This window comes from Micromonospora sp. NPDC018662, assembly GCF_044391475.1.
Taxonomy (GTDB): domain Bacteria; phylum Actinomycetota; class Actinomycetes; order Mycobacteriales; family Micromonosporaceae; genus Micromonospora.
This window is the reverse complement of the sequence record NZ_JBISAC010000003.1, coordinates 64,968-76,983: the sequence shown is the minus strand read 5'-3', so window position 1 is coordinate 76,983 and position 12,016 is coordinate 64,968. Positions and strand designations below refer to the sequence as shown.

Below are 12,016 nucleotides of genomic sequence, written 5' to 3'. Positions count from 1 at the left end.
GACTGGCCACCGGTCGACGTTGTGGAGGGCAGGCGTCAGACCTGAGGAGGCGTACACCCGTGAAGCGGCCCGCGAACGAGGACGACAGCTGGGCATCCGACGGCGCGTTGTTCGCGCGACGCGGCCCGATCCGGTCCCACCGGCGGCCCCGCCGCCCGCGGCGGACGGGGATCGTCCGACTGGGCTCCGTCGCCGTGGCCACCACGGTCGCCGGGGCCAGTTGGACCGCCCTGGCCGGGCTGTCCGACCGGCCACCGGCGCCCACGGCCGAACCGCCCCCGCCCGGCGCCGAGGCGCCGGTCGAGCCGGCACCGGACGGGGGGTCGAGCGACCCGCCGGCGTCCCCGCTGCCGTCGGTGGAGCCGCCGCCGCTGAGCCCGCCGGCCGCGGGCCGGTCGCGGCCGGCGGTGCCGCCGGCCGCGTCGATCTCCCGGCAGGCCCCGCCCGCCGCGCCACCGGCGGTCAGCGCCAGGCCCGCCGCACCGTCGGCGACCAGCACCAGGCCCACTCCGCCGACGACCACCACCACCGCCGTCGCGCCGAAGGCGGTGGCACCGGTCGACGGCCTGGTGGTCCAGGTCGTGAGCCGCACCAGCGGGCTCCCCGTCGGGGTACGCCGGGGCTCCACGCTGGACGGTGCCGCCGTCGTGCAGCGGACCACCACCGGCGCGACCGAGCGATGGCGTCTGACGGCTGCCGGCTCGGGCTGCTACCAGTTGGTCAACGTGTCCTCGGGCAAGGCGTTGGACCTCACCGACGGCAGTCACGCCGACGGCACCCCGATGCAGCAGTGGGGTCTGGGCCCGGGAAACATCAACCAGACCTGGTGCTTCCGGTCCCTCGGCGGCGGCTGGTACTCGATCCGCAGCGCCGCCAGCGGAGCGCTGCTGGACCTGCGCGACGGCGGGACGGGCGACGGCGTGACGATCCAGCAGTGGGGCGCCGACCCGGCCGCGCCGAACACGCACCAGACCTGGCGGCTGGTTCCCCCGGTCTGATCATCGGTGAACCACGCCCACCACCATCCGTAGTCAACGATGAGTCTCCGCCGCCGTACCGCCGGTGGGCTGCGGCGGCGGACGAACCGGGAGGTGGGAGATGAGCGAGAGAGCCGTGTCGGCGCCGCCCGACTGGTGGCGGCAGGCCGCCTGCGCCGGCTCGGACGCCAACTGGTGGACCGGCGACTGCCCGGACCGGATCCAGGCGGTCCGGATCTGCCTGGGCTGCCCGGTGCGCGAGGCGTGCCTGGCGGACGGGCTGGCCAACGGCGACACCGGGGTCGTCCGCGGCGGCGTGATGCTGCACCGGTCCCGTCGGCGGACCGAGGTGATCCATCTGGTCTGCGCGCAATGCGGATGCCAGCCGGTGCGGTTCAGCCGCACCTACCAGGGACTGTACTGCGGCCGGCGATGCAGCGCGATCGCCCGCAGCCGGCGGGCCGCCGACCGGCGCGACGGCCCGGTGGCGGGCGATCACCGCCGGCCGGGCTTCCGGTGAACCCGCTCGGCCCGCGGTACGTAGTGCCGGGGATCGGCGTCCCGGTCGGGTGGCACGGACCCGCCAGACCGGTCCCGACAAGGCGGAGGAGGAAGACACGACCGTGAACCGAGAACTCAACGAGGACGAGTGGGACCAGGCGCGGGACTGGGAACGCGTCGCGGACGGCTCCGACCCGGACCAGCCTCAGCGCGAATGGACCGTCTCCGACACCGGTGGCGCGGACGCGGACGCGCCGGCAGACCCCGCGGCGGACCCGGACGCCGCCACCCCGGGGCCACGGGTGGCGCCCACGAAGATCTTCGTCGCCGCCGGCGCCGTCCTGCTCGGGGCGGCGATCGGGTTCGCCGCCGTCACCGACCGATCGGACCCGGTGGCGACACCCTCCGGCCCGGGGCCGCAGGAGCCCGCCGAGTCGCCCGCGCCGGGCTTCACCGAACCGCCGGTGGAGGCGGCCGAGTCACCGAGCCCGCCGGTGCGGCCGACGCCGAGCGGCCCCGCGCCGACGGACACGGACCCGCCCCCGCCCCCGCCCGCGGCGTCGCGGTCCCGCACCGCGGAGCGCACGCCCGCCCCCCGCTCGCCGAAGCCATCGGCGGCCCGGCAGGTCGCGCCGGTCGCGTACAGCACGCCGCGGGCCGGGATCACCGTGCGCCTGGTCAGTCTCGCGAGCGGGAAGTCCGCCGGGGTCAGCCAGGGCTCGGGCGCCGACGGGGCGCGGATCGCGCAGAGCGGTGACGCGGCCGGCCCGGCACAACACTGGCGGATGGTCGCGGGCCGTTCCGGCTGCTATCAATTGATCAACGTTCGGTCCGGCAAGTCGCTCGACAACACCGACGGCACCTCGACCAACGGCATGCAGATGCAGCAGTGGACGTGGTACCAGGCGAGCGCGAACCAGTCCTGGTGTTTCCAGAGTGTCGGCTCGGGCCGGTATTCGATCCGCAACATGACCAGCGGATTCCTGCTCGACATCCGGGACGGCGGCACCGCCGACGGGGTCGCGGTCCAACAGTGGAACGCCGATCCGGCCGCCCCCAACGCCAACCAGACCTGGTTGCTCGCCCGAGTCTCCTGACGGCCACGCGGGCCCCGGTCCGGCGCCGATCGGCGCCGGGCGTCACGCGGGCCGGACGAACGGGCGACCGGAGTCGGCGAATCCGATCGGTGCGATCATCGGGACGTCCCCGCCCGGCCTGTCGGGGGCGTCCCGGCGCAGCCGGGCGAGCAGCACGTCCGGGTCGGCCGTCCGGCCGGCACCGAGATCCGCGAGGTAGACCCGTGACCGCTCACCCACCGGCTCGACGGCGAGCACCTCGAACCGGCTGCCGGGGGCGAACACCGCGACCGGGGCTCCGTCGAGGAAGATGCCGTCCAGCCGCCGGGCCGTCGTCGACCAGATGACGTACTCGACCGACGCGGCCGGGTTGACCCCGGGGGTCAACCGGGCGTCGACGAATCCGGGTTCGACGAGACGCTGGCCGGGTGCGCCGGCCACCGGCACGCCGGCGGCGGCGAAGACCGAGCCGAACACCAGCGGCGACCGCCGCAACGCCGCCACCACGCCGGTCGCGACGACCGCCGGGCGCGACGCGGATCCCTCGCCCACCACCTCCCGGCCGGGCGCCGACGCCGCTCGCAGGTAGGCGTTGACGTCGGCCCGGTCACCCGTGCCGTAGGCCCGCAACGCCACCAGCTCGGGGTCCGGTTCCTCGGTCCGGGTGACCCCGGCCCGGCGACGCGCCTCGGTCAACTCGGCGGCGTACCGATGAAAGTCCGGACCCAGCGCGCAGATCAGGCCGGTCGTCGGGTCCGACGCCGGGCCGTCGTCGACGGCCGCCGGGGGTTCGGGCCGGGGTCGGTCCGGCCCGACCGGGTCGGGCGCCGCGCCGCCGTCACCGGTGCGGGGCCGGACCGCCGCGACCAGCGCGGCGCCCAGCCGCCGGGTGAGCCCCGCGGCGCTGGTCGGCGTCCGCCCGGTCGCCGCGCCGGCGGCGGTCGGCTCGTCGACGCGGACGGCCGCGGCGGACGGCCGCACCGGCCGTGGTGGGGTGGCGGGCGTCGATCGGGCGGCCAGGTCGTCCAGCCCGGCGCCGGTGGCCGGCAGGGTCGAGCCGACCGGGCGGGACGACGCGCCGGGCGGGTGGGCGCGGAACCCGGCCGAGGCCAGCAGCACCCCGGTCGCGGTGAGCGCCACCGGACCGGCCGAGGTGAAGACCGTGGCTCCCCAGGCCGAGGCCAGGTCCGCGACGATCGCCGTGGGCCGGCCGGCGTCCGACCCGGTCAGGACCAACGGTCCCGCGCCGGGTCCGAGAACCGCGCCGAGCAGGTCGGCGAAGTCCGCCGCGCCGATCGCCCGGTCCCGGATGAGGAATCCCCTCGGGTCGGTGTCGACCTCGACCACCGTCGCGGCGGCGGCGGGTGCGACGCCGAGGACGTCGGCACCCGCCAGGAACGACCACCCCGCGGCGGTGGCGCGGCCGGCGACCGGCCGGCGACCGGTGGTGTAGGGACCGGTACGCGGCGGCGGGTCAGCCGGATCCGGCCGGATGGTGGTGACCGCCGGACCGGCGCCGGCCGTCGCCCCGGGGCCGTCGGCCGTCGGCGTCCCCTCGACGGCCGGGATCACCATCCCGCCGGGGGTGACCGGAGCCAGCCGCCAGCCCGCCCGGGTCAGCGCGGGCACCGCCGCGCGCAGCCGCACCGGCAGGTCGTGCAGCCGGTCCGCCGGGGTGCCCGCCGGCACGGCGCCGGGAAGCAGCACCAGCCGGGACGCCGGATCGGGCCGCAGCGCCGCCACCGCCCGGGACAGTTCCTCGACGGCCACCGGCGCACCGCACCCGCCGACGAGGATGGTGGCGGCGTCCGGCTCCCGGGCAATGCTGCCGCCCACCCCGCCCGGGCGGACGTCCGGCGGGACCAGCCACAGCCCGGCGGGCACCGGCCGGGCGACCAGGCCCGGCCCGGTCCACCGCCGCGGCGCGGGCAGCGTCGGCCAGGACGGCGCTGGTGACCAGGGCGGTTCCTGCCACCCCTCGGCCGGCCCGGAGCCGCCGACGGCGTACCAGCCGCCCTGGTCTCCCGGGCGCTCCGGCCCGCGACGGCCGGGATCGCCCGGCTCGGCCACCGACACGCAACTGCCGTCCGGCGCGACCGTGACCGGGCCGAGCGAGACGGTGACCGGTCGTCCGAACCGATGGGCGACCAGCCGGGCGCCCTCCTCGCGGGCCGCCCGGCCCGGCCCACGGCCGAGCAGGACGAGCCGGATCCGGTCCCCGGACCGTGCCGCGCCGGCCAGGGCGTCGGTGACGAGGTCGAAGAGTCCGTCCCGGCCGGTCACCGCGGGCGCGGTCACCAGCACCGTCTCCGGGTGCGCCCGTCCGAGGGCGGCGGTGGCCGCCCGCAACGCCCCCACCGGGCCGACGCCGGTCCGCAGCAGCAGCGCGGCGCCGAACGCCTCGACCCGGACGGCCGCCGCGCTCACCGGCCGCCCCCGGCCGTCACCACGGGGCCTCCGCCCCCGACTCGGCCAGCGCCCGCGTCGCACGGTGGGTGGCGACCATGTCCGGCGGCTCCGCGCGGTATCCGGCCGCCCGGATGTGCCGGAGGAACTCGTCCTCCGGCGCCACCCCGTGGGTGCGCAGGTAGTAGGCGACGCCGTCCGACCACACCCACACCCCGTCCGACCGGCACGTCATCGGCACCAGGGCCCGCCCGCCACCGACGACGTCGTCCATCGCCGCCGTGCTGGCCAGGATCGGCACGCCGCCGGCCAGGAACGCCAGCACCCGGTCCCGCTCCGGGCCGGCGAGCTCCTCCCGGCCGGGCGCGATGCCGGGCTGCACGCCCGGATCGAGCAGCCGCGCGACCCGTGGCCGGACCGCCACGACCGGGTCCGTCCCGGTCCCGTCGGCGGTCCAGATCAGCGCCGCGCCGGCGAGCGCGGCCCGCTGGTACGGCGGCAGGTCGTCCGCCTCGGCGAAGACCTCGACCTGCGGGTCCGCCTCGCCGGCGTGCTCCAGCACCTCCTGCAACCGGGCCGCGACCAGGGCGAGCAGGTCCCCGTCGGCGGCGACCCGGACGAGGTACACCCGCCTGGGCGGTGGCCACGTTGTCGGCCGGTCCGGCGAGCGCCACGCCCGCCAGACCGCGTTCGCCGTCTCCTCGGACTCCAACCCGACCGCCTCGACGCACACGCGGTCGACCTGGTCGAGCTCGTCGGCCGCCGGCTGGTCCGGGTCCACGTCCGGGTCCGGGTTGTGGTTCGGGGCAGCCGGCCGCCGCCGGCTGAAGACAACCGGCGGAAGGACGGGCCGCGCACCGGCGCGTACCACGGTCGGCGCCGCACCGAGCGCATCAGCGAGCAGCTCCACGTCCCGGTCGACCAGGGGAAACCGCCCGGTCGCGGCGGCGTACCCGACCATCTCGGCGACGTCGCCGGTCACCCCCCGGACGAGACTGTCCCGGGCGACGCTGACCAACTCGTCGGGCACCCAGCCGGCGACCCGGAGCAGCAGGTGGTGGAACGCGGCGACCGTCACAGACGCCTCCTCGAGACCGGCCGGGCAGTGGTTCGTCACCGCTACTTCGTCACACCGGCGCGAAACGTTCACGCGCGGGCAAGAAATCACTGGGCTCAACGATGTCTCGCCGGCCGGATCACGGGAGCGTCATGGCAGTGACGACAACGGAGGGTCCGATGACCGCGATGGCCGATCACCCCGCCTTGAACCCGCCCCGCGGGCGATCGGACGCGACGCCGCCGCGTACGCCGGCGGCCGCAGCCGCCACCCCCACGACCGCGGCCGAGGCCCGGCTCACCAGGCTGCACGAGCTGCACAGCAAGCAACTACTGAACTACGTGGTCAAGCTCACCCTGGGTGACCGCCGGCTGGCCGAGGACATCCTGCAGGAGACGTTCGTCCGCGCCTGGCGCCACCTGTCCAAGAACGGCGACACCGACCTGGACGCCTTCCGGCCGTGGCTGTACACAGTGGCCCGACGGCTGGTCGTGGACATGCTCCGGTCGCGCCGGTCCCGACCGTCCGAGGTGATGATGGACGATCTCACCCGGTTGTCGGTGACCGAGGACACCATCGGCGACCTCGTGTCCGCCCGGGCGGTCCGCGAGGCGCTGCTGCGGCTGCGGCCGGACCAGCGCACCGTGCTGATCGAGCTCTACTTCCACGGTCGTACCCCGAGCGAGGTCGCGGAGCGGCTGAACGTCCCGGTCGGCACGATCAAGTCCCGGGCCCACTACGCCAAGAACGCGTTGCGTACGCATCTCCACCAGTAGGGAGCGTCGATGCCCGTCCCACCCCGGCATCCGGCCCGTGCTGGGGCGGCGTGCGCCGCCGCGGCGCTGGTGACCGGCTTGCACCTGGTCACCCCGGTCACCCCGGCCGCGGCCGACGACGGACCGCCCGCCCTGCCCAGCGCGGTCAGCGGCTGCGTCGGCCCGTCCCCCACCCGGTACGGCGAGCGCGTCCCGTGGCCGGTCGCGCGCATGGCGCCGTACCTGACCCGGTCGCTGAGCCAGGGCCGGGGCGTGCGGGTGGCGGTCCTCGACTCCGGCGTCAGCGGCGCCGCCGCCGGCCTCGGCGCCGCCGTCGCGCCCGGTCGCGACGTCGTCTCCGGCGGCCCGGCCCGGTCGGACTGCCTGGGTCGGGGTACGGCGTTGGCGGCGATCGTGGCCGCCCGGCCCACCCCCGGCACGGGCGTGGTCGGGATGGCCCCGGAGGCCACCGTGCTGCCGATCCGGATCATCGGCCCCCGGCACCGGTTGACGCCCACGTCCCTCGCGGACGGCATCGACGCCGCGGTGGACGCGGGCGCGGGCGTGGTGCTGCTCGGCACCGGCCAGGTGGCCGACACCCCCGCGCTGCGCGCCGCCGTGATCCGGGCCGCCGAGCGGAACGTCCTCGTGGTCGCGCCGGTCGACGACGGGCCCGCGGCCACGCCGGGGCGACCGCCGCCGGTGTGGTACCCCGCCGCGTACCCGCAGGTCCTGGCGGTGGGCGGGGTCGACGCGAACGGCCGGAGCACGGTGCCGGCGCCCCCCGCGAGCGGTCTCGACCTGCTGGCACCGGGGAAGGACGCGATCGCGCCCGGCCCGACCGGCGCCGGCCACTACGTGGTCGACGGGACGGCGGTGGCCGCCGCCCACGTCGCCGGCACCGCCGCGCTGGTCCGCGGGTACCACCCCGAGCTCACCGCCGAGCAGGTACGGGACCGGCTGGTCCGCACCGCCGAGCGGGCGCCGTTCGCGGCGGCCGGCACCGTCGACCCGTACGCCGCGCTGACGACACTCGACCCCGACGCGGCGGCCCGTCCGGTCCGGCTCGACGCGGAGCCCGTCTCGGTTGCCACCGCGCCGCCGGCCGATCCGGCGATCGCCCGCGCCGGGCTGGTCGCCGCCGTGGTCACGGTGGCGGCACTGCTGATCAGCGCCGGGGTCTGGATCCGTCGGGGCCGCCGCCGTCCCGCGAACCGGTGGAGCGCCGATACCGGCCGACGGCGCTAGCGGCCGGCCGGCTCGGTGGCCGGGCTGGCCGACGTCTCGGGGTCCAGGTACGGCGTCTGGATCACCCTCGCGCCCCGGCGGGTGCAGAGCAGCGCGCGGCCCGGCGGCAGGATCTTCGGCTTGGTGTTGCCGAGCAGCGGACCCTCACCCGGCGGGCAGGACAGCACCACGTCCGGGCTGTTCGTCTCCTGCAACCGGCGGACCAGCGGATCCATGGACATCCGCATCGCGCCGGCGGCTGCCCGGGTCAACACCATGTGGAACCCGATGTCGGTGCCCTGCGCCAGGTACGGGACCAACCGCAGCAGCGGGCTCTCGTGCCCGCCCATCATGTCGTAGTCGTCGACGAGCAGGTACAGCCGGGGACCCGACCACCAGTCCCGGGCCCGCAGCTGCTCCGGCGTGACGTCGGTGCCCGGCATCCGGTGCTTCAGACCCTCGATCGCCTCGGCCACGGTGGCCTTGGTCGAGTCGACGGAGACCGAGTAACCGAGCCGGTACGGTTCGGGGATCCGGTCGAACAGCGCCCGCCGGAAGTCCACCGCCATGATCCGCACCTCCCGCGGCGGGTAGCGCCGGACCAGCGCGTCCGCCACGTACCGGAGCAGGCTGGTCTTGCCGCTCTGCGCGTCGCCGAGGACGGTGAGGTGCGGCAGCTCCTCGAAGTCGTGCCACACCGGCCGCAGCCGCTCCTCGTCGATGCCGATCGGCAACCGGAGGTCCCCCTCGGCCGCCGGCAGCTCACCGGCCGGGAGCACCGCCGGCAGGGTCCGTACCCGGGGCGCGTCCGGGCCGTCCCAGAAGTCGCGGACCGCCGTGGCGAGCGCCCGGGTGCCGTCGGCCGCGCCGGCCGGGTCGGCGACGCCGTCGATCCGGGGCAGGCCGGCCAGGAAGTGGGCCTTCTGCGCGGTCAGCCCGCGCCCGGGGACGTGCGGGACGGTGGCCGCCGCCCGCAGGTCGATCGCCGAGTCGACCGGGTCGCCGAGCCGCAACTCGAGCCGATTGCCGATCAGGTCCCGCATCCCGTGGTGCACCTCCGACCACCGGGACGCGGTGAGCAGCAGGTGGACGCCGAAGTTGAGGCCCCGGGCGACGATCTGCCGTACGGCCGTGTCCGCCGCCTCGAACTCCTGCCGCAGCGTGAACCAGCCGTCGACCACGAGGAACACGTCGCCGTACGGGTCGTCGGCCAGCCCGGCGGCCCGGCGGGCCCGGTAGGCGGCCATGCTGTCCACGCCCTCGGCGGCGAACCGCCGTTCCCGCTCCGCGATCAGCGTGCTCACCTCGGCGATGGTGCGGGTGACCCGGTCGGCGTCGAGCCGGCTGGCGACGCTGCCGACGTGTGGCAGGTCGGCGAGGGTGCCGAGCGTCCCACCACCGAAGTCCAGGCAGTAGAACTGCACCTCGCGTGGGCTGTGGGTGAGCGCCAGCGCGCAGATCAGCGTGCGCAGCAGGGTGGACTTCCCGCTCTGCGCGCCGCCGGCGATGCCCAGGTGGCCACCGGTGCCGGACAGGTCCGCGACGAGGAGCTCGCGGGCCTGCTCGAAGGGCTTGTCCACGAAGCCCACCGGCACCACGAGCATGCTGTTGCCCGGCCAACCCACCGCCCGCAGCCCGGCCTCCGGGTCCGGGGCCAACGCCGGCAGCAACTGGTCCAGGGTCGGCGGTTGGTGCAGCGGCGGCAGCCAGACCTGATGTGCGGGTGGTCCCTGGTCGACCAGTTGGTCCACGACCACCTCGAGCACGCTCGGTCCACGTTCGTCGGCCGGTTCGGCCGGATCGGCCGCCGCCGGCTGGTCCGGCTGCTCGGTGTCCGCGACCGGGATGTGCCCGAGCCGGTACACCACCACCTGCCGCTGCACCACCGCGAGGTCGAGCCGCTTGTGCTTCGGCCGGTGCGCCCCGGACACGTAGGCCGCCTTGAACCGGAGCAGCGACGACACGTCGGCCCGCAGGAAGCCGTTGCCGGGCTGGGTCGGCAGCTCGTGCGCGTCGGGTACGCCGATGGCGGTGCGGGACTCGATGGCCGAGAAGGTGCGCAGGCCGATCCGGTACGACAGGTGCGTCTCCAACGCGGCGATCCGGCCGTCGTCCAGGCGCTGGCTGGCCAGCAGCAGGTGGACCGCGAGCGATCGACCGAGCCGACCGATCATCACGAAGGTGTCGATGAAGTCCCGGTGCGTGGCCAGCAGCTCGCTGAACTCGTCCACCACCACGAACAGGGTCGGCAACGCGTCCAGCGGCTGCCCCTGGGCCCGGGCCCGTTCGTACTCCAACACCGAGGTGAACCCGCCGGCCTGACGCAGCAGCTCCTGGCGGCGGATCAGCTCGCCGTGCAGCGCCTCGCGCATCCGGCCGACCAGCGCGGCCTCGTCGGCGAGGTTGGTGATGACGGCGGAGGTGTGCGGCAGCCGGTCCAGGCCGAGGAAGGTGGCGCCACCCTTGAAGTCGACGAGCACGAAGTTGAGGATCTCCGACGAGTGGGTCATCGCCAGGCCCAGCACGATCGTGCGCAGCAGCTCGCTCTTGCCGGAGCCGGTGGCGCCGATGAGCATGCCGTGCGGGCCCATGCCGTCCAGCGCCGACTCCTTGATGTCCAGCTCGACCGGCTCGCCCTCGGCGTCGATCCCGATCGGGATCCGTAGCCGGCGGGCGGCCGGGCGGGCGGCCCAGGCCCGGTCCAGGTCCAGGTGGCTCAGGTCGGCGACGCCCAGCAGCGTACCGAGGTCGAAGTCGGTGGTCAGCGCCTCCGCGGCCGGCTCGGTGGTGATGCTCAGCCGGTACGGCGAGAGGATCCGGGCGAGGCTGCGGGCCTCGGTCATGGCGAGTTCGTCCGGGCGGGCCAGGTTGGACCGGACCTCCCGGCCGACCTGGTCGTGCTTGACCTGTTCCAGCCCGGAGTCGGTGAGGTCGGCCCAGAGCAGGCCGCGGGGCACCGAGGTCGGTGGCGTGCCCAGGTCGATCAGCACCGCGTTGCGGTAACCGCCGGACAGCAGGCGGGAGCCGGCCGGGATCCGGCCACCGTCGCAGACCATCAACACGAACGGCTCGTCCCGGCTCGGCGTGGCGCCCGGCTCCCACCGGGGACGGGCCAGGAAGTCCTCCCCCAGCAGCCGCTCCACGGCATCCGTGCTGCCGGCGGCCAACCGGGCCGGACCGGCGGCGTCCTGCTCGGTCGGGTGTTGCAGGTGCGGCAGCCACTTCGCCCACTCCCACGCCGCGACGGCGTCGTCGGACGCGCAGATCGCGATCATGACCTCCTCGGGCGCGTGGAACGTGGCGGCCTGCGCGACCAGCGCCCGGGCCACCGCGCGACACCGCTCGGTGTCACCGGTGATCCGGACCTGGTGGAAGCCGGGCAGGAACAACGCCACCGGCAGGTCGGCGACCGTGTTGTAGGCGTTGATGAACCGCCGGAGCGACTTCGCCGCCAGCGGCTCCAGGTCCTCGATCGGCTTGGTCTGCAACGGCGCCATCCTGGTCGCCAGCCGCTGCCGGCCGGTGCCCACCCGGACCTCCAGGAAATCCGGATGGCTGGGCCGCCGTTCCCACCGCCGGGTGGTGAGCGCCACCGACCAGAGCGCGGACGGATCGGGGTGCCGCCAGTCGGACGCCTCCCGCTGCTGGTCGATGGACCTGCGGACGCGCCTGCGCTGCTGGGACAGGTAGCGCAGGTAGTCGCGGCGGTCGCCGCTCATCCGGTGCTTGCGTTCCCCGGCGCTCATCGCCAACTGGCCGACCAGCATGCCGATCATGGCGATGCCCATCATGCCGGCCATCACCCAGGTGAGCACCCCACGGCCGCCGCCGAGGAACATCATCGCCATCACGCCGGACATCAGCATCATCGGCAGGATCGTCATGACGCTGCGCAGACCACCGGGCGTGACCTCGGGCAGCACCGGTGGCTCCTGCAGGCTGATCTCGCCCGTGGGCGTCTCCGGCCCGGTCCGCCGCGCCGGGCGCCGGAACACGACGGTGCTCACCGTTCACCTC

General features: G+C 75.7%; 8 protein-coding genes. 5 read left to right on the top strand and 3 right to left on the bottom strand.

Annotated elements, in window-relative coordinates:
• Positions 1–59: 59 nt before the first annotated feature.
• The 3 genes from ACH495_RS10255 to ACH495_RS10245 all read left to right on the top strand — a co-directional run bounded on the left by ACH495_RS10255 (position 60) and on the right by ACH495_RS10245 (position 2,575).
• On the top strand, positions 60–998 hold the full coding sequence (locus tag ACH495_RS10255) for an RICIN domain-containing protein (protein WP_396857398.1): 939 nt from the start codon (positions 60–62) through the stop codon (positions 996–998).
• 100 nt (positions 999–1,098) lie between these two features.
• Positions 1,099–1,497 carry a WhiB family transcriptional regulator gene (locus ACH495_RS10250; protein WP_396857397.1) on the top strand — a complete coding sequence of 133 codons (399 nt, stop codon included), beginning with the start codon at positions 1,099–1,101 and terminating at the stop codon, positions 1,495–1,497.
• Positions 1,498–1,600: 103 nt separating this feature from the next.
• Positions 1,601–2,575, top strand: a complete 975-nt coding sequence (locus tag ACH495_RS10245; RefSeq protein ID WP_396857396.1) for an RICIN domain-containing protein — start codon at positions 1,601–1,603, stop codon at positions 2,573–2,575.
• Between the two features lie 42 nt (positions 2,576–2,617).
• Here the strand turns inward: ACH495_RS10245 and ACH495_RS10240 are convergent, their stop codons facing one another.
• Positions 2,618–4,981, bottom strand: coding sequence for a hypothetical protein (locus tag ACH495_RS10240; protein WP_396857395.1), 2,364 nt, complete (start codon positions 4,979–4,981; stop codon positions 2,618–2,620).
• Between the two features lie 16 nt (positions 4,982–4,997).
• The gene (locus ACH495_RS10235) at positions 4,998–6,038 is read right to left on the bottom strand and encodes a hypothetical protein (RefSeq protein WP_396857394.1); all 1,041 of its coding nucleotides are present in this window, start codon (positions 6,036–6,038) and stop codon (positions 4,998–5,000) included.
• A gap of 158 nt (positions 6,039–6,196) precedes the next feature.
• Here ACH495_RS10235 and ACH495_RS10230 point away from each other — a divergent pair, with 158 nt between their 5' ends.
• On the top strand, positions 6,197–6,793 hold the full coding sequence (locus ACH495_RS10230) for a sigma-70 family RNA polymerase sigma factor (protein ID WP_396857393.1): 597 nt from the start codon (positions 6,197–6,199) through the stop codon (positions 6,791–6,793).
• Positions 6,794–6,802: 9 nt separating this feature from the next.
• Positions 6,803–8,020, top strand: a complete 1,218-nt coding sequence (locus ACH495_RS10225) for a S8 family serine peptidase (protein ID WP_396857392.1) — start codon at positions 6,803–6,805, stop codon at positions 8,018–8,020.
• Here the strand turns inward: ACH495_RS10225 and eccCa are convergent.
• Entirely contained in the window at positions 8,017–12,006 is a 3,990-nt protein-coding gene (gene eccCa, locus ACH495_RS10220; RefSeq protein ID WP_396857391.1) for a type VII secretion protein EccCa, read from the bottom strand. The genes ACH495_RS10225 and eccCa overlap by 4 nt on opposite strands.
• Between the last annotated feature and the right edge of the window lie 10 nt (positions 12,007–12,016).